The sequence below is a fragment of the Paenibacillus sp. FW101-FHT12H11 genome (assembly GCF_058790355.1).
This window is the reverse complement of sequence record NZ_JBYTCO010000004.1, coordinates 555,634-575,356: the sequence shown is the minus strand read 5'-3', so window position 1 is coordinate 575,356 and position 19,723 is coordinate 555,634. Positions and strand designations below refer to the sequence as shown.

Below are 19,723 nucleotides of genomic sequence, written 5' to 3'. Positions count from 1 at the left end.
TCTTACTCTTCTTCGCTGGTATAATAGTTAGCAAGCTTTTTAAATTCGGCTGCTTTCATGACATTGCCCCTCTTCTTCTCCTGTCCGGACATCCAAGCCGCAAGAACGCCAAGCCTGAATTCTGCTCTTGCTTTCTTCTCAATGAACCATTGGTCAAAAACACCTGGCATAATCTCCTTATTTCGCATAAAACGAAACAATCTAGTACAGCGATCATACATCTCCGCTTCGTTATCCTCGTAATGCAGGGTCTGTTTGATATGTTCAAAAAAATCAAGAAGATCGCACTCGATCTTGCACTGTAAATATAACTGCTTACGGTCCGTTTTCAAAATTGAGTTTTGATCTTGATCATAGATAAGCAGCTTTTTCAAATAGTTAAGATAGACCTTTAAATTTTTCAGGGCAATAGGTAATGGCAGCGTTGGAAAAATCGCATCACACAAATCTTCTCTGGTTGAAGACGGGTGTAAAACCAAATAGACGAAGATATTTTGGGCATAACGTTTGTTCCAGCCATCCAAAATTTCCTGTCCGTTCACGCTCACCCGAAATCCGAATAAAAGTTCCACTTTCATGACGGGTTCCGGATTTTTTCTGCTAGGGATCAACGTTTGCAGGTAAGAATCCCACATGTGTTGAACGGAACTTGCCATTTCCGACGGCTCCATGTCTTCCACTTCTGCCGGTCGATTCATCTTCCTTTGAATAAAACCCTTAATCCACTCGACCGTGACAGCAGGCTGATCGATAAATGTGGCATTCGCAGCATTGGGAACGATATAAAACGTAGCGTCCGGAATAAGCTCGGCCGTCATATTTTGGAAAGAAGAAGGATAAACTGTATCACATTCCCCAGCAAGCAGCAGCGTAGGACTTTGAATCCAGGATAATTCACTGACAGGCCGTTGCTCGATGTGCAACTTAAATAGTTTCATGTAACTTTCAACGGGCACTTCTATATACATGTTATACAAACGCTGAGCTTCCTCATGTTGAAACGGATGGACCGTTAATGAAGGGAGAAGAAAATGTTGGAGCATATAACCCATACCGTATTTTTCAATCAAATCCATATAGTTCTTAATGACAGTGCTCCCACTCGTCTCTGGAAAGAGCACGTTAATCGAGATAAGGATGAGACATTTCACTAGCTTCGGGTACCGGATGGCGAAGAAAATGGCCAAGGACCCTCCAAAACTATGTCCTATCAGATGAAAATTTTGCAGATTCAAGTGCCTGATCAGCGTATACATATCATGGACAAATAGGTCCCATGATATCTCGCCTAAGGTTGATTCACTTTTTCCACATCCACGCAGATCGACAAGCAGCAGATGATAATCCTCTTTTAACCCGTCAATCAAGTGTCCCCATCGTGAGGAGTCAAAACCGTTTCCATGAAAAAAAACGATCGTTTCTTCGGAGTCGCGCGTGGATGTAATAAATTCGTAGTAAAGGCTAACGCCATTGACTTGCGCAAAAGACACCGATGCACCACCATTCCGTTCTATGTTAGGTTCTATCATATAAGGAACGGGGCATTTAAACAATATGACTAGCTGTACAAAAATCTTTGGAGGTTCCACCTTCCATACAAAAAAAGCGCAATCCGCAGAGTGCACCTTCCAAAGCCTTCTATTTAATTCGCAATGCGCAGTGGCGTTTTCACAATCACCATGGCGTTCGCGATAGTCACTCTGTAGCCCAGATTAACAGCCTCAGAAATAATCATGACAACTTGCTCTTGATGCAAAGCGGTTGCGGGAAAAAACTTTTGGTAAACAGTGCGAACATCCTCGTATACCAACTCCAAAACTTCAAACGGAGGTAACACCGTGTTATAGTACTCATCGATAAAAGCATCGCTTTCTATAAATACATCTTCCGTAGGCAGGTTGTAGCCCCTGGCCTCCAGCACAATTTTGGCAATGCGATTACCTTTAATTGCTGCATAACAAATAATATTGTCTCTAAAAAGCTGCATTTCTTCCGGATTCAAAATCTTCAATTGTGGCGCTGCACCCGCCAGGAAAACCTCCCACATGGTTTCCAGCATAACCTGCATATTCTGCAAGAGCGTGTCCGCATGATCGTCGATCGCCGCTTTCGTGTTGCACAAAATCGTTTCACGGTTCTCATTTAGTCTTGTATTCACAGTCGCCATATAAGAGTCCAGCTTTGCTTGATTCCGCTTGATGGCTGCAATTTCTTTGGCAACAACGCCTTTTTCCATCTGCTCCTTCACAGCCTCTAGGAAGGGTCTCTGCTTCGTTACGTACCAATAATAACGACCAGTCCCCTGCTCAAAAGATCCCTCAATCCAGACAACAGGCTGAGAATCAATCGTATCAAAACCCAAGCCGGTCGTATGCAGCAATGGGAATCTTTCCATCTTTTTTTTATTTCGGTCAAAGAATGCGATATAATGGTTCGTCACCGCAAGAATGCCTTGATTAGTGTCAGGGTGACTTGCCTCTGTAAGAAAATGCGGCGTTTCGCTCGTTTGCTCCCGAACATACGTGATTGCTCTCGTTCTATACAAAAATTGAATCCCTTGCATGAAGATCCTGCGTGCTTGCCGGAACGTTAAGAAATCGAACGATTTTCCCATTTTGAAAAGTACCCGCCCTTTCATCTATGTAAGGAGCAATATTCTTTTGATATGTTCTAACTATACGCTTTCAGAGGTTACACAAAAGTTACAGACGCTTAGTTTTCCGCTTCTACACACATGAAATTCCATGTTAACGTTTCTATTGTTTTTGTGAACATGATATATTGTTAGACATACACGATTAGATCGGCGTGCGTTTTTATTGAAAAGGAGGTCATTGTATGCCAAAAAAGCAAGGCAAACATCAAAGCCCTGGCAAAAATCAAAATCACAACCCCAAGCTCAAAATCAGCAAGAGCCAAACGCATAAACCGGTTTCAACTAAAGCCATTACGGAGGCGAACACGCGCCAGTATACGGTTAAGGAAACAACGGAACTACTGCCCTTTTTATTGGAAAAGCTTTCCGGTGTTGGCCGAAATTCCGTGAAAGCCACCCTGGCACGCGGTCAGGTTTCTGTGAATGGAAAAGCGGTCACCGCTTACAACCACCCTCTGCAGCCTGAGCAAACGGTAACCATCAGCAAAGAGAAGATTGTAGAAAATATCCCGCTCGCCGGGATGTCCATTCTGCACGAAGATGAGGATGTTATCGTCATTCAAAAAGATTCCGGGCTTCTATCGATCGCAACCAATCCGGAGGAAAACCAAATTACCGCCTACCGCCAGCTGACGGCACATGTGCGTAACCTTGATCCGAAAGCCCGGATTTTCGTTGTGCATAGACTCGACCGGGATACTTCAGGTGTCATGATGTTCGCCAAAAACGAAAAAACTCAGCAGCATCTGCAAAACACGTGGCAGGATAGTGTGAAAGAGCGTACATACGTAGCCCTGGTGGAAGGGTTAGTCAAAAAGTCAGAAGGCACCGTTACCTCCTGGCTGAAGGAGCATCCCAAGTCTCTTAAAATGTACTCAACACCTTATCCAAATGACGGCCAGCACGCCGTAACGCATTACAAGACGTTACAAGCGAACCGGAGCTTCTCCCTGCTTGAGGTTAATCTGGAAACCGGGCGTAAGAATCAGATCCGCGTCCACATGCAGGACATCGGACACCCTGTCGTCGGCGATAAGAAATATGGTTCGAAAACAAAAGAAATCGGCCGCCTCGGACTTCATGCGCGCGTACTTGCCTTTTTGCATCCGACAACGGGTGAGCTGCTGCGTTTTGAAACGAACATTCCGAAGGTGTTCATGAACCCTTTCCGGGAATTGCCCGCAAAAAAATAAGCCAGTAGGAGTTACTACAAATGCGAATTGTTGTGCTTGACGGTTATACGTTAAATCCCGGCGATTTGGACTGGGACGGTTTACACGCTCTCGGAGAAGTGATTGTCTATGAACGCACTGCTGAAACACAGATTGTGGATCGCGCGGCTGATGCTGACATCGTGTTAACGAACAAGACGCCGCTTTCCGCAGCCACGTTACAGCAGCTTCCTAAGCTTCGCTACATTGGCGTCCTTGCGACTGGTTATAACATCATTGACTTACAAGCGGCTAAGGAGCAAGACATTCTTGTGACCAATGTTCCTGCATACGGCACGCAATCGGTTGCTCAGTTGGTTTTTGCTCTATTGCTGGAGTTTTGCAATCGAGTACAGCAGCATAGCGATAGCGTTGTAAAAGGAGGCTGGTCCAGCTCAATCGACTTCTGCTACACGGTATCTCCTCTCACGGAGCTAAGCGGCAAAACGATCGGCCTTATCGGCTTAGGCCAAATCGGCAAGCAAGTAGCGCTCATCGCCAAGGCCTTTGGCATGAACGTAGTAGCAACAGGCAGCGGTAGACGTACACCTGAACCTGTCGAAGGTCTTACTTGGGTTTCGCTGGGCGAGCTTCTGCAGCAGTCCGATGTCATCTCGCTCCACTGTCCATTGACCCCGGAGACCAAAGAGCTTATTAATGCAGACCGAATTGCCCTTATGAAGACTACGGCTTTCCTCATCAACACGGCTAGAGGCGGTCTTCTGAATGAGGCCGATGTTGCGCAGGCCTTGAACCAAGGGCGTCTGGCAGGCGCCGGTCTCGACGTCTTGACGGTAGAACCGCCAACGCCGGATAATCCCTTGCTGCATGCGCGAAATGTGCTCATCACCCCGCATATTGCTTGGGCGACCAGAGAAGCACGCGCCAGGCTGATGGCGACAGCCGTTAACAATGTGCGTGCCTTCCTTGAAGGGCAGCCACAGAATTTGATTGGATGATAGGCGGAATGAGATTCAACAGATATGAAAAGAGGACCGAGACTCCCGCCTTTATTGGGAATTCGGTCCTCTTTTGTGTTAATAGCGCTACCTTTGTGTCCTTACGGAACTACAGGGCGCTATTTGGCGTGAATTGTGGGAATAGCTGATTTGGCGGAACTATAGGGCGCTATTTCGTTGCTCACGGTCGGTTTACTCCGAGAATCGGGAGAATAGCGGACGCCAGTTCCCTTTGCTGCCGGAAAAGATAGCTTTACCCTAAATAGGGGACTGTAGTTCCCCTGTTTGGTACAGCTAGTGCTACAGGCAGGTCATAGCCAGGGCGAGCTAGCGCAGAGCCTACTTCAACAGTGCCGCATAATCCATCTGCGGCACAATGCCTGCCTCTGCTGCGCGCTGAAGCAGCGTCAAAACAGCGCCATACCCGTCATCGCCAAGATTAGCGGTGAACTCATTCACGTACAGGTCGATGTGCGCCTGAGCGACCTGCGGGTCCATCTCCTGCGCGTGCTGCATGACGTAGTCGCGCGAAGCTTCCGGATGCGCCCACGCGTACTCCACCGAGGCGCGGGCCCAGCCCGCAAGCGCCTCAAGATCCATCGAGCGCCGCGCTACAATGGCGCCGAGCGGGATCGGCAAGTTGGTGTCTTCTTCCCACCAACTGCCCAAATCTTTGAGAAGCGCTAACCCGTACGACGGGTAGGTAAAGCGCGCTTCATGAATCACGAGGCCGGCATCAATCTGGCCGTCCCGCACCGCGGGCATGATCTCGTGGAACGGCATGACCACGATTTCGCCGACGCCGCCGGGGACGTTCTGTTCCGCCCAGAGGCGGAACAGCAAGTACGCGGTCGAGCGCTCGCTTGGCACGGCGACCCGGCGTCCGCTTAGCTGAGCCGGGTCAGGGTTTGTACCGCCGGACTGCGTCAGCACGAGCGGGCCGCAGCCTCTGCCCAAGGCGCCGCCGCAGGGCAGCAGGGCGTACTCTTTCAGCACCCATGGGAGTGCGGCGTAAGAGATTTTGAGCACGTCGGGTCCGGTGCCGTCGGCAGCCAGCTTGTTCGTAATGTCGATGTCGGCATATAAGACATCCAGCTCCGGAGCGCCGGGGATTAAGCCGTGCGCCCAAGCATGGAACACAAAAGTATCATTGGGACAAGGTGAATACGCAATTTTCATTTTAAAGCACCTCCGCTAAGACTGAACTTGCTGCTTCTAAAGCTTGTAAAGCGTCGCCGATGCGCCAGGCATCGCGGTCACGCGGACCAACCGCGTTGGAAATCGCGCGGATTTCAATCACAGGCACGCCGCGCCGTGCAGCGGCCGTGGCAATGCCGAAGCCTTCCATGGCTTCGGCGGCGGCTCCGGGCACGCGCGCTGCAAGCTGCGCGGCGGTAGCGGCCGTCCCGGTAGCTGTCGCTACCGTGAGCACCGGCGCTGTGCGCGCGCTAAGACCGGCGGCTGTGAGCGCCGCCGTCAGTCGCTCGGCTAAGCCGGCCTCAACGCTGACGCGCGTTGTGCCGAAGCCGAGGTCGTCAAGGGAGCTGAAGCCGTCCAGCAGCTCCACCCCAAGATCCGCGGCGATGATTTCGCTCGCGACCACAAGCGATCCGATCTCCGCTTTTCCGGGAAATCCGCCGGCAATACCGGCGATAACAACCAAATCATACGGTGCTGCGGCAAGCACCATGGAACCATTAACGGCTGCTGCCGCAAGGCCTACGCCAGCCAATGCGAATTCAAACCTGCTGTCATGGCCAAGCCCCCGCTGCACAGCATCCCTTTCAGGCGCTACTGCCGTCATTATAAGTACACGCATTATTAGGCCAATCCCCTTTTTAATCAAAAACCATGATGAATACTCTGTCTATTATTTTACATGACTAGAACGAAATAAGAAACTTTTGAGCACTTCCGCTCCCGCCGTCTTGACTTCGCAATCTAATTTAATTAATATCTAATTAGATAAAAAACAAATTAGTTTTGTAAAGAAGGTGCCTCGCCATGCAGTTAGATAAAATTATCACCTACCATAAAGCGCTGTCTGACGCGACGCGTATTCGCATGCTCATTTTGTTGAGAGACGGAGAACTAAACGGTCAAGTGCTTGCGGAGAAACTAGGCGTTACGCCCGCTACAATTACGCATCATGCCGCTAAGCTCCGTGAAGCCAGCCTCATTCACGAACGCCGAGACAAGAATACGATTTATTTCGCGTTAAATGAGTATTTTATCCGCAGCAACGCCAGCGCGACAGCCGATCTCATTTTCAAAAATCAGAAAGGAGAATCCGCAACCATGCAGACCGAAGACACCCGTCAGAACCTGAAGCCGTCCATCATTCGCAACTTTTTCACACAGGACGGCAAGCTAAAGCATATCCCTGCTCAGCTTAAAAAGAAGCTGATCGTTCTGGGACACCTCATTGACCAGCTCGAAAAGGGGCGCACCTATACGGAGAAAGAGCTGAATGAGTGGATTAAACACTATCATCCCGATTTTGCAACCATACGCCGGGAGTTTATCATGCATCAGTTTATGTTCCGGGAAAACGAAGTTTATGAGCTGAATCCGCCCGAAATGTGGGCCAAATGGGAAACTTTATCGTGATCAGCCTCGCATCACAACGTCAAGCGGATACATCCCCAAATAAAATGAATCACTATGGACATTCATCCATGCATCATCTAGATGAATGACATATAGTAATTTTGTGAAGGGAGGGATAGACATGAGTTGTGGATGCGGAACAACCTATAATGGAGCTGCTGTAGTCCTCGTTTTATTCATCCTCTTGGTTATCGTTTTAAGTACCTTCGGATTTGGTTGGTAATAACGATTACAAGCGGCTGGGACGATGAATTCGTCTTGGCCGCTTACTTTTTTATGAGCTTTTACGTTATAATGAAAGCCTGTATCATTCTCTACATATATGACCTATTCAGGATGGAGACGAGGTATTGTGGCTACTCCGATTTTAACCATTGTGGTCCCTTGTTATAACGAAGAGGAAGTTCTTCCGGAAACGGTATTCCGGCTTAGCGGTGTCATCGACGCCCTCATTACCGATCAACTGGTCGCAAGCACAAGCACCATGCTCTTGGTTGATGATGGCAGCAAAGACGCAACGTGGTCGCTGATCGAACGCTTTCACGCCTCAAACACCTTTGTTACCGGGCTAAAACTGGCTCGAAACGCGGGACATCAAAGCGCCTTGCTTTCCGGTCTCATGCACGCCAAATCTTATTCCGATTGTGTCGTATCCATTGACGCGGATCTGCAGGATGACACGGATGTGATCAGAGAGTTCGTCCTCAAATTCCGCGAGGGCTTCGATATCGTCTACGGAATCCGGCAGGACCGGTCTGCAGATACCTTTTTCAAACGGGCAACCGCGCAAGGTTTTTATAAGCTAATGACTTCCCTTGGGGTAAAAATACATTATAATCATGCGGATTTTCGCTTAATGAGCAAGCGTACTCTCGATAATTTGGAGAAATTCCAAGAGGTTAATTTATTCTTGCGCGGCATGGTGCCGCTGCTTGGTTTCCCGTCCACGCAAGTGTATTACACTCGGAAAGAACGTTTCGCTGGAGAATCCAAATATCCGCTGCGCAAGATGCTTGCCTTCGCTTTCGACGGCATCACGTCTTTCAGCGTAACTCCGATCCGTTTCGTTACATTAATGGGATTCGTCCTGTTTCTTCTTAGTGTCGTTGCCGCCCTCTATGCTATTGTCGGCAAACTGCTGGGTGCCAATGTGACAGGCTGGACTTCACTGGTTTTATCGGTTTGGTTCATTGGCGGTGTGCAACTGCTGGCGCTTGGTTTAATTGGCGAATACATAGGAAAAATTTATAAAGAAGTGAAGCAAAGGCCGCTTTTTGTCATTGAAAAAGTATTGAATGGGAGCGCTCAGGATGCTCAGGAACAAGAGGAGTTGCCTGTAACCCCTTCATCCATCCCGGCTGCTTCAAACCGCCGATAACATGATACAACAACGATTATTGTCATTGTTATCAGGAAGTTTTCTACGATTTTTACTTGTCGGCGTGTTCAATACGCTGGTTGGCCTTTCCGCCAGTTTCGTTTTTTTCAATATGCTGCATCTGAACTATTGGCTCTCAACCTTCGCTGGCAATACGCTTGGCGCAATCGTCAGCTACACGCTAAACCGCACGTTTACCTTCCGCTCTAAGGCCAGTGTGGGCAGCAGTTGGTGGAAATTTGCGATCGTTATTTTAAGCTGTTATGGCTTGTCTTATAGCTGCAGTCTGCTTTTGGCTGAAGCCGCAGGCGTACTGTGGCCTGAGTTGCGGGCGGATTGGCTGCACAATGGCGCTATTTTGGTTGGAAATGGCTTGTACACCATTGGGAATTATTTGGGGCATAAATATTTTACATTTCGGGCTAATGGTCCCACCAGCCGTGGGGTATCCTAATCACCAAGAGGTGATGCCTAATGGCACGTAGAAGAAGCAACCGGGCCATCGTGCCCGGATCCGAACATGGACTCGGAATTCTTAAAGCTCAAGTCATGAGAAATCAAGGATACAATGTAAATCCAGAGCGGCCTGATTTGGTCAAATATGAGGTCGCCCGAACACTGGGTGTTCCCCTTCAGCAAGGGTACAACGGCCAATTAAGCTCCGAAGACGCGGGCAAGGTTGGCGGTCCTATCGGCGGGGCGATGGTCAAGGAACTCGTGCGCATGGCGCAGCAGAAATTGGCGGAGCAGCGACCTCCGCATTGATCCGCTTCCCAAGAGATGCCATAATCCGCCGCGGCTGCACATAAACTAATAGCAAGCTGCTTGCAGCGCTATTTTCTATGCAAAAGTCAGGTGATGATGGTCGATGAATCCTCCAGGCAACCGTCCGCCAAAGCCCGATTGGAAAGGGCTCACGGCGCAAGCCGGCGATGTGCTGGGCCCTGAATTCTGGCAGGACATTGCCAGTATCATCCCGTTAACCGGGCCAAGAATCGATATGTATGAAACACCGCAAGAGCTTGTCGTTGTCGCAGAGGTTCCCGGGTTATCCGCCCCCGAGCAGATTCAACTATCTTTTCGCGATCAATCGTTGTTAATCCGGGGACATCTGGTCCGGCCTTATCAGGTGCTTGATGAGCAGATGAGGCTGTCCGAGCGTTTCTTCGGAGCTTTTGAGCGAACCATTCGCTTACCCGGAAGAGCTCTGACCGAACAAATGCGGGCGCAGTATCATAACGGTCTGCTCATTATCCGCATTCCCTTGGCGCCACCCGATGGGGAAAAGGTTATTCCTATTCAGTTCACATAACGTTCAACCGCCTTATGCCGCCGGAGACGCTGTCACCTGCCCGCAATAAGATCGAGGTTGAGCGTTATTTGTTTTGGGATTTTTGGAAAAGAGAAATGAATCTTCGTTTGTCCCCATATAATGAAAAAGAGAACATTCGGAAAAGCGGATATGGAGGGGATTATTGTGGTACGCATCCAATTTCAATCAATTCATATCGACAGCCTCGCGGCATCATCCAGTGTGAACAAGGGGACGAATCGAATCGTCGGCAGGCGGCACTCCGTAAAGACCAATCAAGGACTCGGAGAAGTGAGTGGCGAGGGCAATGTTGTAATCGGCGGCAACCATGTCGTTAGCGATGGGGACCGCATTGATTTCCAACCTTTTATCCGAAAGAGCTGAGAATCAACCATGTGGTTTCGTAAGAAAAAAACGCCGCCTCCCAAACCACCAGGAGCCAGAGAGGTGTCGCCACCGCCTTCAACAATCGGAGCGACCTTACACGCTAGATCTGAGCCCACTGCTACTACGTCTTCCCTTACTGTTCAACAATTAGAAAAGCGCCTGAAGAAACTAGAAGAAGAGTTATCCAACCTGACCGCCAAGCATCCGCAGATTCATATAGATGCTCTGCATGTTCATCAGCCTGTCTTAGAAAATCTAACCTTTCGTTTGGATCACTTGGATATCAAGGAACTGAGCGGCTCCTTAAATCTGGGTAACAACTTCAGGGCTAAACCCAATGAGAAAAAAGGCCCTCACGATGAGGCAATGACACGTGCTCAAGTGACAAAAGAGCCGCCCGCTGGCGCTTCAAGGCCAACCCCTCCCCCTGCTAAGGGACCGTCACCCGCTTCAGCGGAGCCGAGCAGCGACGGCGCGGCGTCAACGACAGAGCGTACCGCCACAGGCTACAAGTACACACCACACTCCAAAACGAAATGAGGTGTTTCGCCTTTGTCCTCCTTTATGTCCCCGACGTTTATCATCGGCTCGATCCGAATCGGATCGGTTGAAAGTGCATCCTGTATCAATATGGGCAACAATTGGCCAACCGATTTTCAAAGCAACCAGAAGACTGTACAAGGTTTTGGCGCTGTGGAAGGCGACAACAACCAGTTAGTCGGAACACGCTCCATGCTCAATGACTCCGACTTCCTCGACATGCTCAATGTCGGCGATAATGAAACGCCTGATTGGCTTCAGGAGATGATTACTGCGCAGGCGGAAGCCTCCGGCTTTACCCCAACGCCAGGAGCCAAGAAGCCGGAAGAAGTCATCAGCACGACACAAACGCCTGACTAAAGGTGAATGGAAGCTGCCTTTTAGACCCGGCCAATAACGAGATCTCCTTTGGTATAAGGCGCGTCGATAATATCATTATCATGAACCGTGTTAATATTATTCACGACATAATTGTTTTCGCCGCTTACTTCGCCTAAGCCGGAATTCGCTTTGCCGCTTGTTGTCCAATACACTTGTGTATTAGTCCCAATAAAAATGCCGGAAGCATCCGATATCGCATTCACATGAATGGCGTCAAACTGAATGAGCGGCGGATCTAGGGGAATGGCCGAAAGAGCTGCTCTCTGCATGCGACTCACCTCACTCGATTAGGCTTGATTCGTGACAGCCGGTTTGAAATCCTGATCATTAATTGGAGCATCAATAAAGTCATTATCAAAAATCAAATTCACGATGTTGGCGGATATCGAATTGCCGATGAATTCACCGGTTCCGTAATTGTTCTTACTGTGGGAATCCCAGCTCGACTGTGCATTCTCACCGATCCCGATGGTGGCATTTGTATTCTGATTGTTGATATTGATCATGTTAAAAACGATGGAACTCGGCATAGTGCTCACTCCTATCATGGGTTGACAAGGCTATGGAATAAATCCTGTATGCTAGCCTATTCATTCGTCAACCAATTGGTGTACGAATAACCAGAAGGTCGTAAGTGCCAGGAGTCCACTCGATCTTGATATACACAAAAAGGGCTGCACCATTTTGGCACAGCCCTCACCTTTTACCTTACTACCAGAAGCCACCGAAGCCTGGGCCAAAGCCAGGGCCAAACCCACCAAAGCCAAAGCCAGGGCCAAAGCCTCCAAAGCCGAAGCCTGGGCCAAAGCCACCACCGAAACCACCGAATGCAAAAGGTGAAGTACCAATTGCTAACAGATCAAACAGTACCAAAGGGATAATCGCTTTAACTTGAACTGTTTTACCTTTTTGTGGAGCTACGATTAACGTGTTTCCACTGATTCTTACCAATTTACCGGACACGCTTGTTCCGTCTTTCTTAATAGCCACAATTTGCTTGCCGACCAATTTACGAACGTCTTCTTTACGAATTTGGGATGCCACGAAACGTCCACCTCCTTTTAGCCACCAGGGATACATTGCTCTACAGTGTACTCCTGTGTAGGTAACATCGCTTGGATAGCTGTCCACCCAGTCGGAAAAATAGTCGTTCGTCTAAAAAAAATGCCACTTTTCCAGGCTATACACCTAGAAAAACAGCATTTTATCAATAATGGCTTATCCCTTACGAATCTTTCCAAGCTCAGTTGTTATAGCGTCGATCTCGCTGATACTGAATCTATCTTTGCTTGCGACCATGTCGTACAAATCTTTGAGGTCCTCATACACTTCCGCTTTCACATTAGAAGCCTTAATGGAGCCTCCCGTAGCCATGCGCAGCTTCCTCTTTATTTCTTCAAACATAAATTCCACGTTCTCTTCCGACCACTGATTTAAATCCATGTTAGACCCTCATCCTTCCCAGCTTTTCTTTCCCTATATTAATGCACATGGGGGCTAATGTAAAATACAAGCTTCATATAGGCAAATAAAAAAAGAAGAAAGACCCTCGTCTCTCTTCCTTAACTAGTTATATGGCATTGGTGATCGGCACATGCGGACCTACCATTTTGACAAGCGGCCGCTGCTGCTCATAAGAATCTAGGTCCAAGCTTACGCAAATGAGACGAATGTGCTCATCAGCCAGCTTGCGGGCTTCTTCATAAGTAATTTTAAACTGGATGCAATACGAGATGAGGCCGTGTAAAGACATAAACAAATTCCAAGGAAGAGTAAACTTTCTGCTTTCGAAACCAGGCTGGTCCGTAACAACCTGACGAACGACGATGGAGAACATTTCGAGGCATTGCGCTTGTTCGGTACGGGAATACTGCTGAAGTTCAGGTTCATTCAGCATGAACATCATTTCATAGTGGTTCGGATTGCTAAGTCCAAACCAGACGAACTCCATCATTAACTTTTGAAGCAAATTCACGCTAAATCCATGTTCACGCACGATCATTTCTCGTTGACGCTGCATCAGCATGGAGAAATCGTCTTTAATTAACGCGTAAAACAATTCCGCTTTCTCAGTAAAATGATAATATAACGCACCATGACTGTAACCCATTGCTTTTGCGATGCTGCGCATCGTTAAAGCGCGATAGCCAAAAGTGGCGAACAAATCCCGCGCCTCGGTAAGTATTCGTTCTCTGCTAAGCTCTTGCGCGACTGCTTTCCTAGCCATTCCTATCCCTCCGCATCCTTAGCCTATTTAATTTTGTTTAGTCTTGAACCTGCCTATTCGGGCAGGTTCTTGTGAACGATGTACTCGTTCTCTCCAGCGATAATAACACCTTGACCTTGCGTAAAATCTGTTGCCCAGTTGATAAAAGCATCCGCTGCCGCTGCCAAAGGATAGCAAGTTACTGTAACCTTGTCAGTAAAATCAATATCCCCGAGAAGCATTCCCTGATTTCTCAGTTCATTCTCGATTTTGCCATACCACGTATAATCAACCTCAATCATCACCCTCTGATGATTCACTTTGTAAATCGGTTGTGCAGCTTCAATGCCCACCACGGCTCCATCCGTATAAGCCCGAATGAGTCCGCCCGCGCCGAGCATGATGCCGCCGTAATAACGGGTTACGACGATTGCGATATTCTTGAGCCCTTGATGCTTAATCACTTCCAGAATCGGCTTACCTGCCGTGCCGCTCGGTTCTCCGTCATCAGACTGTTTCTGAATCTGGTCCCTGTCTCCGATGACATACGCACTGCAGTTGTGTGTAGCCGTTTTGTGTTCCTTCTTGATCGCTTCAATAAAGTGGATAGCTTCTTCTTCTGACTCCACAGGCTTGGCATGACCGATGAAACGCGACTTCTTGATGATGATTTCCGACGATCCGTACGATTGGATTGTTTTGAAATTTGCTAGCATAGCCGACCTTTCTTGGTAGAAGGAAACAACTGTTTCATTACATTCTACACACATCTTATGACTTCGACAATATTGTAAGAAAATTTACCACATAAATAATGGTAATTTTCTACGAAAAAAAACGACCTATCCGATTGGATGGATCGTTTGATTCGTTACGTTCATCATTTACTTCTGTAAACGTGCTTCCAGCTCCGCTTTTTCTTTCTCATAACCAGGTTTACCCAGAAGAGCAAACATGTTCTTCTTGTAAGCTTCAACGCCCGGTTGGTCAAAAGGATTCACGCCCATCAGGTAACCGCTGATGCCGCACGCTTTTTCAAAGAAGTACACCATATACCCGAAGGAGTAAGGCGTCATATCCGGCAGCGTAACGATCAGGTTCGGTACGTGTCCGTCCGTGTGAGCAAGCATGGTTCCTTGGAACGCCTTTTTGTTCACGAAATCCATCGTTTTTCCGCTTAGGAAGTTGAGACCGTCCAAATCATCAGCATCTGTACCGATTGTAATATGGTCAGCCACTTGGTCGACTTGAATTACCGTTTCAAACAGAATGCGGTTGCCATCTTGAACGAATTGGCCCATGGAGTGAAGATCTGTCGAGAAGTCAACAGAAGCCGGGTAGATACCCTTGTAGTCTTTCCCTTCGCTTTCGCCGAACAGCTGCTTCCACCATTCCGAAACGAAATGCAAGGACGGCTCGTAGTTAACGAGAATTTCAATCGTTTTGCCTTTGCGGTAAAGCGCGTTACGAACAGCAGCGTATTGATACGCTTGGTTCTCGCTTAGCTTCGGATTCGCGAACTCGCGTTGAGCATCCGCAGCGCCTTTCATGATCGCTTCCACATCAATACCAGCAGTCGCGATTGGCAGCAAGCCAACAGCCGTCAGTACGGAATAACGTCCGCCTACATCATCCGGGATGACGAAAGATTCGTAGCCTTCTTCATTGGCCAGCGTTTTCAAAGCGCCTCTCGCTTGATCCGTTGTTGCGTAGATACGTTTGCGAGCGGCTTCTTTGCCATATTTCTTCTCCAAAAGTTCACGGAAAATACGGAAAGCAATCGCCGGTTCTGTTGTCGTACCGGATTTCGAAATCACATTAACGGAGAAGTCCTTGCCTTCCAACAATTGAAGAAGATGTGTTACATATGTAGAGGAGATGTTATTTCCAACGAAATAAATCTCAGGCGTTTTTCTTTTATCTTTAGGTAAAATGTTATAGAACGAATGAGAAAGCATTTCAAGCGCAGCGCGTGCTCCCAAATAAGAACCGCCAATCCCAATGACGACAAGCGCTTCGGAATCGGATTGAATTTGTTTAGCAGCCGCTTGAATGCGAGCAAATTCCTCACGGTCATACTTCTCGGGCAGATCCACCCATCCTAAATAATCAGAGCCTGCACCTGTTTGGTTATGCAGCTGATCATGCGCCAGTTCTACCTGCCCAGACAAATAATCAACCTCATGTTGGGATAAAAAGGACAATGCCTTGCTGTAGTCAAATTGTAGCTTAGAGCTCAATATGCTCGCCTCCATCTCTATTTTTTCCTTTTCCTAGCATACTTATTTGCTTGTACAAAAGCAAGTAAAGAAGGCATTCACAGGTTAGATTTCCCATGATAAAATGATTCCAGAGGTGAATGATCATGAAACGTATCGGCTTTATCGGACTTGGCACAATGGGCAAACCCATGGCTGCTAACCTTATTCAAAAAGGTTTTATGGTAACCGTTTATAATCGTACTCCCGAAAAAGCGGACGAGCTGGCTCGTCTTGGCGCTGAAGTGGCTGCAACACCCGCCGATGCCGCCCGTCATTCAGATGTACTGATTACCATGCTTAGCAATGACGCTGCTTTGTTGGATATATTCTACAGCGAAGAAGGCGTACTAAGCGGTATTCATCCGGCTCTTACGATTATTGATTCCAGTACCGTTTCCCCACAAACAAGCCAAAAGCTGGCCGAGGAGCTTGCCGCCCATTTCGTCGATTTCCTCGATGCGCCTGTCACAGGCAGTAAGCCTGCTGCCGAAGAGGGTTCGCTCGCGTTCATGGTCGGCGGCAGCCAGGAAGTGTTTGAAGAACATGAGCAATTGTTCCTTGCCATGGGCCGTAAAGCCCTTTATCTAGGTCCTTCCGGCTCCGGTTCCTATGCCAAGCTTGCCAACAATACCATGGTGGGTATTAACCTGCTTGGTTTTGCCGAAGGCTTGTCTATTGCATCCAAAGCAGGGGTTAACCTTGAGAAATTTCTAGAAATTGTCCGCTCTGGCGGCGCAAACAGCCGAATAGTCGACCTCAAAGGCGATAAAATATTAAATCGCGATTTCAGCAATCAATTCTCCTTGAAGCTGATGCTCAAGGATCTCTTGCTTGCTCAAGGACTCGCTAGTAACTTCCAATTACCGGTTCCACTGCTGCAAACAACGGCGGGCTTATTCCAAATGGGATTAAGCAAGGGCCTCGGCGATGAAGATTTGAGCTCCATCATCCAATGTTACGAAGACTGGATGGGGCAGCAAATCGCTAAACCTAGCGAACCTGCTGCTGCCGCCCAAGAAAAGCCGGTATCGCCGCTTTCTGGCCGCGAACGCCGCCGAAACACGCGCGTGAAGCTGGACATCAACTTGAAGTTGTCCATCTATCAATGGGAGCAGGAAGGTTCCTTCTCCGGGCAAAACATTGACGGCACGCTTTTCGACTTATCGGAAAGCGGTCTGCAAATTACAACCGCTGCGCCACTTGCACCGGATATGTTCATCGTCATCCACTTCCCGCAGGAAGCGGAGCTCCCGCCAATCACCGCTCGCGTGATTCGGATCGAGACGGATGGCGATAAATTCCGCTATGGCTGTATGCTTTCCGGCTTGCCGCCTTATGTGCGGATTAAGCTGGAGAAATATATTGAAGAGCATATTGAGAATGCTTTGTAAAACATAAACACGTGAAGTACACCGTCTTTCCTACTAGGAGAGGCGGTTTATTTTATTTGGATGCTTCTATTTTTATACATATTAAATGCAAGAATAAGAGTCGGGTTAAGACTCTTGTTCTTACAACTTCTTCACAGTTGCCCGGATGCTTTCCGGAGCTCGTCCGTCAAGCGATGAAACTCCGCTCTAGCCTCTGCATCCTCAGTGCTTGTCCAAGCGGCGGACAGAAACATAATGATTTTATCCGCATCTTCACTACTCATCATATACTCCCCTTTCCCTTCAATCTGATCAAATTTCGTGAGATCGCTCCCTTCAATAATACGAATCAATTTGTCTGCATAGAGCGGATCGGTTGCGTAACCTGCTTGCTGCAGCTTCTGGCAGGCCAATCGATAGTCCATCTCATGCAAGATATTGGCATACCTTGGATTTTGGGAGAGAAAATAGGAATGATCACGAATGCTTTCATAACAGCTGTCGTAAACACAGAAGCCATCTACAATTTGCAGCCATCTGCCGTTAATAAACTCCTGAGTAACTATCTGTTGCCCGCTCCCCTTGATGCCAAACAAATTATTGCCAGGCGCATGGTTGCCCCAGCCGCTTTCCAAAATGGCCTGAGCTATCGTCACGCTAGCCAAAATGCCGAACTCCCGCATATTCGCTTGTGCAGCAGGAGCTACTTGCTCGATAAAACGATCTTTGTTCATAGACCTTCACTCTTGTTGCGAAGCACTTGAATCATTTGTTTCAAAAAGCTGGGCAGCGGCAGCCCTAGCCGTCCATAATTTTCAGTGATCGAGATAAACTCATTGGCCAAGTAAAAATAGATTGCCCCCGTCATCATGATATTCGTGTCTAGTAGTAGATCCATGCGGTGAGCCAGCATGATGACAAGCAGCATCATTCCTTTGCGGGTAAGCCCCCAGAAGCCCACTTGGCTATTCAGACCGCGCTGTTCCTTCATGGAGGCTGCAATTCCTGTGACATAATCTACGGCGATTGTCATGAGGAAGAGTCCCAACAATTCACTCAACCCGCCGAAGGCATAGGTCACACATGCGCTAAGCGCGGCCAAAATCGAGCTGAACATGACTTGGTTCATCGGTTTCGCTCCTTTCTTTTGAGATGGGAGAAAGAATGGTTGTGTTTTGAATATATTTACCATGATATCGATGCCACACCCTCCATGCTGTTTGCTGACTCGACGGTCATTTTTAACTCCAAGTACTTGTTAATGTTGGTCGTTTTGTGTGTGAGACTGTCTGTGAACAATGTCTTAAATTGATCAATCGTATGTGGCTGAGCTAATTTGCCTTTAGCTCTTCCTTGCCATACATAACGATTTCATCACTCGTATTGCTGCTTGTTTGTGTTTTGCTTTGTTTCAAAAACAGTCACCTCTTTATTAAATTTTTGGTTCAGTATGCACACCAGTTATCAACGGACTTGAACCAGGCGTGACCCCGGCAGCACCTGTCAATGTCACTGTCAGCACGCCCGTAGACAAATCACCCGAGCGAATCGCTGCTTGGGCTTCCAGCACGGTTAACCATCTGCCGCCCAACCCACCAAGTGGCAATTTGGCCTGCTCAGCTAAGCCAAGCATCAGCACTTGCGCTGCCAGTTGGTATTCACTTGCCGATCTAGCGGCAATTTGGCCGACGAATTGCTTGGACAGCTGCTGAACACCTCGCGAGGCTGCTGCGCTATGCCAACCTGTACACTGCCATGAGACTGCGGGTCGGCAGGTACCGTTGAAACCGCGATAGACACGCCATTGCACGCCAAGTGCGGTTTCCGTGAATTGTGAAATAGCTTCCAGCCACGATTCGACGACAGGTTTGATCTGCTTAAGCAGGAAGACGGCTTTCATAGAAGTTCTGCCTTGTGCATCTAAAGCTTGTCCTGCCGGCAGCGACGTAATTTGCACCGTATACAGTCCACCGTCCACCTGAATGGTACCCTCCTCCGGCTCCAACATGCGGCCAATGAGACGCCAAATTCTCTCCTGCGCGCCCTCAGCGGTTGCGCTTCTAACCAGCAGGCTCAGCTTGCGCCAACTGCCAGGAGCGTCCAACTTAAATTCCGCGCTGCCTCCGACATGGCAAAGTGTAATAGCCTCATCGGAGCTCTGAGAATCGCTATCCACGAACAGATCGGTGCCGAGCGTACCCTCTCCTTTCGCTTGTAAAAACAGCGCCAATTGCTTGGCCATGTTAATCATTCATTCTCTCACCTCTTTTCTTGTTTTGTTTTGAAATTCAAAACATTTTTTTCTTTACCTCAACCACATCCTTTCATCTACTCCCAATGAGCCTTGCTTAAAGGCTTCAGGATCTTGATTACTTCGATCTTCTTCAGCAGCATCACCGCCTTCTTGGTCTACACATCGATCTTACCATGCCTCCACTCCCTTGCATTGCCA

Annotated in this window: 25 protein-coding genes; 11 read left to right on the top strand and 14 right to left on the bottom strand. The window is 48.2% G+C overall.

Translation table 11 applies throughout. The features are described 5' to 3' along the window. Window positions 1-2 precede the first annotated feature (2 nt). Together AC3WTJ_RS16095 and AC3WTJ_RS16090 are read right to left on the bottom strand one after the other, a co-directional pair. The gene (locus tag AC3WTJ_RS16095; RefSeq protein ID WP_492522614.1) at window positions 3-1,490 is read right to left on the bottom strand and encodes an alpha/beta fold hydrolase; all 1,488 of its coding nucleotides are present in this window, start codon (window positions 1,488-1,490) and stop codon (window positions 3-5) included. Window positions 1,491-1,642: 152 nt separating this feature from the next. Beyond that, window positions 1,643-2,614, bottom strand: coding sequence for a hypothetical protein (locus AC3WTJ_RS16090; RefSeq protein ID WP_492522613.1), 972 nt, complete (start codon window positions 2,612-2,614; stop codon window positions 1,643-1,645). Window positions 2,615-2,838: 224 nt separating this feature from the next. On the opposite strand from AC3WTJ_RS16090, the gene AC3WTJ_RS16085 reads away from it, so the two are divergent. Then, window positions 2,839-3,849 carry an RluA family pseudouridine synthase gene (locus AC3WTJ_RS16085; protein ID WP_492522612.1) on the top strand — a complete coding sequence of 337 codons (1,011 nt, stop codon included), beginning with the start codon at window positions 2,839-2,841 and terminating at the stop codon, window positions 3,847-3,849. Window positions 3,850-3,869: 20 nt separating this feature from the next. Continuing rightward, on the top strand, window positions 3,870-4,826 hold the full coding sequence (locus tag AC3WTJ_RS16080) for a D-2-hydroxyacid dehydrogenase (protein WP_492522611.1): 957 nt from the start codon (window positions 3,870-3,872) through the stop codon (window positions 4,824-4,826). Window positions 4,827-5,165: 339 nt separating this feature from the next. Here the strand turns inward: AC3WTJ_RS16080 and AC3WTJ_RS16075 are convergent, their stop codons facing one another. Beyond that, window positions 5,166-6,005: a 1,4-dihydroxy-6-naphtoate synthase gene (locus AC3WTJ_RS16075; protein WP_407869394.1), complete on the bottom strand. Its 840-nt coding sequence runs from the start codon at window positions 6,003-6,005 to the stop codon at window positions 5,166-5,168. A gap of 1 nt (window position 6,006) precedes the next feature. Next, window positions 6,007-6,645, bottom strand: coding sequence for a futalosine hydrolase (locus AC3WTJ_RS16070; RefSeq protein WP_492522610.1), 639 nt, complete (start codon window positions 6,643-6,645; stop codon window positions 6,007-6,009). 185 nt (window positions 6,646-6,830) lie between these two features. On the opposite strand from AC3WTJ_RS16070, the gene AC3WTJ_RS16065 reads away from it, so the two are divergent. From AC3WTJ_RS16065 to AC3WTJ_RS16030, 8 genes are all read left to right on the top strand, one after another. After that, the gene (locus AC3WTJ_RS16065) at window positions 6,831-7,436 is read left to right on the top strand and encodes a DUF2087 domain-containing protein (protein WP_492522609.1); all 606 of its coding nucleotides are present in this window, start codon (window positions 6,831-6,833) and stop codon (window positions 7,434-7,436) included. A gap of 352 nt (window positions 7,437-7,788) precedes the next feature. Further along, window positions 7,789-8,814, top strand: coding sequence for a glycosyltransferase family 2 protein (locus AC3WTJ_RS16060; protein WP_492522608.1), 1,026 nt, complete (start codon window positions 7,789-7,791; stop codon window positions 8,812-8,814). A 25-nt stretch (window positions 8,815-8,839) separates the two neighbouring features. Then, window positions 8,840-9,268: a GtrA family protein gene (locus AC3WTJ_RS16055; protein WP_492522607.1), complete on the top strand. Its 429-nt coding sequence runs from the start codon at window positions 8,840-8,842 to the stop codon at window positions 9,266-9,268. Window positions 9,269-9,288: 20 nt separating this feature from the next. After that, the gene (locus AC3WTJ_RS16050) at window positions 9,289-9,579 is read left to right on the top strand and encodes an alpha/beta-type small acid-soluble spore protein (RefSeq protein WP_127455491.1); all 291 of its coding nucleotides are present in this window, start codon (window positions 9,289-9,291) and stop codon (window positions 9,577-9,579) included. A 103-nt stretch (window positions 9,580-9,682) separates the two neighbouring features. Further along, window positions 9,683-10,126, top strand: a complete 444-nt coding sequence (locus AC3WTJ_RS16045; protein ID WP_157317986.1) for an Hsp20/alpha crystallin family protein — start codon at window positions 9,683-9,685, stop codon at window positions 10,124-10,126. Window positions 10,127-10,291: 165 nt separating this feature from the next. Beyond that, a complete protein-coding gene (locus AC3WTJ_RS16040) occupies window positions 10,292-10,510 on the top strand; it encodes a hypothetical protein (RefSeq protein WP_157317985.1) in 219 nt (72 codons plus the stop codon). A 9-nt stretch (window positions 10,511-10,519) separates the two neighbouring features. Further along, window positions 10,520-11,053 carry a hypothetical protein gene (locus AC3WTJ_RS16035; protein ID WP_492522606.1) on the top strand — a complete coding sequence of 178 codons (534 nt, stop codon included), beginning with the start codon at window positions 10,520-10,522 and terminating at the stop codon, window positions 11,051-11,053. A 12-nt stretch (window positions 11,054-11,065) separates the two neighbouring features. Further along, entirely contained in the window at window positions 11,066-11,413 is a 348-nt protein-coding gene (locus AC3WTJ_RS16030; RefSeq protein WP_246069154.1) for a hypothetical protein, read from the top strand. Window positions 11,414-11,433: 20 nt separating this feature from the next. Here AC3WTJ_RS16030 and AC3WTJ_RS16025 read toward each other — a convergent pair whose 3' ends face one another. The 7 genes from AC3WTJ_RS16025 to AC3WTJ_RS15995 form a co-directional block, all read right to left on the bottom strand. Beyond that, window positions 11,434-11,703, bottom strand: coding sequence for a hypothetical protein (locus AC3WTJ_RS16025; protein WP_492522605.1), 270 nt, complete (start codon window positions 11,701-11,703; stop codon window positions 11,434-11,436). An 18-nt stretch (window positions 11,704-11,721) separates the two neighbouring features. Further along, window positions 11,722-11,964, bottom strand: coding sequence for a spore germination protein (locus AC3WTJ_RS16020; protein ID WP_157317981.1), 243 nt, complete (start codon window positions 11,962-11,964; stop codon window positions 11,722-11,724). 181 nt (window positions 11,965-12,145) lie between these two features. Then, entirely contained in the window at window positions 12,146-12,478 is a 333-nt protein-coding gene (locus AC3WTJ_RS16015; protein ID WP_492522604.1) for a hypothetical protein, read from the bottom strand. A gap of 174 nt (window positions 12,479-12,652) precedes the next feature. Further along, a complete protein-coding gene (locus tag AC3WTJ_RS16010) occupies window positions 12,653-12,877 on the bottom strand; it encodes a DUF1128 domain-containing protein (protein ID WP_157317980.1) in 225 nt (74 codons plus the stop codon). A 127-nt stretch (window positions 12,878-13,004) separates the two neighbouring features. Next, window positions 13,005-13,661, bottom strand: a complete 657-nt coding sequence (locus AC3WTJ_RS16005; protein ID WP_127455483.1) for a TetR/AcrR family transcriptional regulator — start codon at window positions 13,659-13,661, stop codon at window positions 13,005-13,007. A gap of 53 nt (window positions 13,662-13,714) precedes the next feature. After that, window positions 13,715-14,356, bottom strand: coding sequence for a YigZ family protein (locus AC3WTJ_RS16000; RefSeq protein ID WP_315953908.1), 642 nt, complete (start codon window positions 14,354-14,356; stop codon window positions 13,715-13,717). 168 nt (window positions 14,357-14,524) lie between these two features. Continuing rightward, window positions 14,525-15,880 (bottom strand): glucose-6-phosphate isomerase, encoded by a 1,356-nt coding sequence (locus AC3WTJ_RS15995; protein ID WP_492522603.1) that lies wholly within the window; start codon window positions 15,878-15,880, stop codon window positions 14,525-14,527. A 125-nt stretch (window positions 15,881-16,005) separates the two neighbouring features. Between AC3WTJ_RS15995 and AC3WTJ_RS15990 the strand changes: the two genes are divergently transcribed. After that, the gene (locus tag AC3WTJ_RS15990) at window positions 16,006-17,292 is read left to right on the top strand and encodes an NAD(P)-binding domain-containing protein (RefSeq protein WP_492522602.1); all 1,287 of its coding nucleotides are present in this window, start codon (window positions 16,006-16,008) and stop codon (window positions 17,290-17,292) included. A gap of 131 nt (window positions 17,293-17,423) precedes the next feature. Here the strand turns inward: AC3WTJ_RS15990 and AC3WTJ_RS15985 are convergent, their stop codons facing one another. From AC3WTJ_RS15985 to AC3WTJ_RS15975, 3 genes are all read right to left on the bottom strand, one after another. Next, window positions 17,424-18,005 carry a glycoside hydrolase family 73 protein gene (locus AC3WTJ_RS15985; RefSeq protein ID WP_492522601.1) on the bottom strand — a complete coding sequence of 194 codons (582 nt, stop codon included), beginning with the start codon at window positions 18,003-18,005 and terminating at the stop codon, window positions 17,424-17,426. Next, the gene (locus tag AC3WTJ_RS15980; protein WP_127455478.1) at window positions 18,002-18,400 is read right to left on the bottom strand and encodes a phage holin family protein; all 399 of its coding nucleotides are present in this window, start codon (window positions 18,398-18,400) and stop codon (window positions 18,002-18,004) included. The genes AC3WTJ_RS15985 and AC3WTJ_RS15980 overlap by 4 nt, the downstream gene beginning before the upstream one ends. Before the next feature lie 303 nt (window positions 18,401-18,703). Next, window positions 18,704-19,522, bottom strand: coding sequence for a minor capsid protein (locus AC3WTJ_RS15975; protein ID WP_492522600.1), 819 nt, complete (start codon window positions 19,520-19,522; stop codon window positions 18,704-18,706). Window positions 19,523-19,723 lie beyond the last annotated feature (201 nt).

What these genes read in the sequence shown, in the direction of transcription:
- AC3WTJ_RS15975 (WP_492522600.1), bottom strand. Translation starts at nt 19,522, where the DNA reads ATGATTAACATGGCCAAGCAATTGGCGCTGTTTTTACAAGCGAAAGGA.
- AC3WTJ_RS16005 (WP_127455483.1), bottom strand. Translation starts at nt 13,661, where the DNA reads ATGGCTAGGAAAGCAGTCGCGCAAGAGCTTAGCAGAGAACGAATACTT.
- AC3WTJ_RS16080 (WP_492522611.1), top strand. Translation starts at nt 3,870, where the DNA reads ATGCGAATTGTTGTGCTTGACGGTTATACGTTAAATCCCGGCGATTTG.
- AC3WTJ_RS16085 (WP_492522612.1), top strand. Translation starts at nt 2,839, where the DNA reads ATGCCAAAAAAGCAAGGCAAACATCAAAGCCCTGGCAAAAATCAAAAT.
- AC3WTJ_RS16045 (WP_157317986.1), top strand. Translation starts at nt 9,683, where the DNA reads ATGAATCCTCCAGGCAACCGTCCGCCAAAGCCCGATTGGAAAGGGCTC.
- AC3WTJ_RS15990 (WP_492522602.1), top strand. Translation starts at nt 16,006, where the DNA reads ATGAAACGTATCGGCTTTATCGGACTTGGCACAATGGGCAAACCCATG.
- AC3WTJ_RS16000 (WP_315953908.1), bottom strand. Translation starts at nt 14,356, where the DNA reads ATGCTAGCAAATTTCAAAACAATCCAATCGTACGGATCGTCGGAAATC.
- AC3WTJ_RS15985 (WP_492522601.1), bottom strand. Translation starts at nt 18,005, where the DNA reads ATGAACAAAGATCGTTTTATCGAGCAAGTAGCTCCTGCTGCACAAGCG.
- AC3WTJ_RS16010 (WP_157317980.1), bottom strand. Translation starts at nt 12,877, where the DNA reads ATGGATTTAAATCAGTGGTCGGAAGAGAACGTGGAATTTATGTTTGAA.
- AC3WTJ_RS16020 (WP_157317981.1), bottom strand. Translation starts at nt 11,964, where the DNA reads ATGCCGAGTTCCATCGTTTTTAACATGATCAATATCAACAATCAGAAT.
- AC3WTJ_RS16035 (WP_492522606.1), top strand. Translation starts at nt 10,520, where the DNA reads ATGTGGTTTCGTAAGAAAAAAACGCCGCCTCCCAAACCACCAGGAGCC.
- AC3WTJ_RS15980 (WP_127455478.1), bottom strand. Translation starts at nt 18,400, where the DNA reads ATGAACCAAGTCATGTTCAGCTCGATTTTGGCCGCGCTTAGCGCATGT.
- AC3WTJ_RS16065 (WP_492522609.1), top strand. Translation starts at nt 6,831, where the DNA reads ATGCAGTTAGATAAAATTATCACCTACCATAAAGCGCTGTCTGACGCG.
- AC3WTJ_RS16070 (WP_492522610.1), bottom strand. Translation starts at nt 6,645, where the DNA reads ATGCGTGTACTTATAATGACGGCAGTAGCGCCTGAAAGGGATGCTGTG.
- AC3WTJ_RS16025 (WP_492522605.1), bottom strand. Translation starts at nt 11,703, where the DNA reads ATGCAGAGAGCAGCTCTTTCGGCCATTCCCCTAGATCCGCCGCTCATT.
- AC3WTJ_RS16090 (WP_492522613.1), bottom strand. Translation starts at nt 2,614, where the DNA reads ATGGGAAAATCGTTCGATTTCTTAACGTTCCGGCAAGCACGCAGGATC.
- AC3WTJ_RS16050 (WP_127455491.1), top strand. Translation starts at nt 9,289, where the DNA reads ATGGCACGTAGAAGAAGCAACCGGGCCATCGTGCCCGGATCCGAACAT.
- AC3WTJ_RS16075 (WP_407869394.1), bottom strand. Translation starts at nt 6,005, where the DNA reads ATGAAAATTGCGTATTCACCTTGTCCCAATGATACTTTTGTGTTCCAT.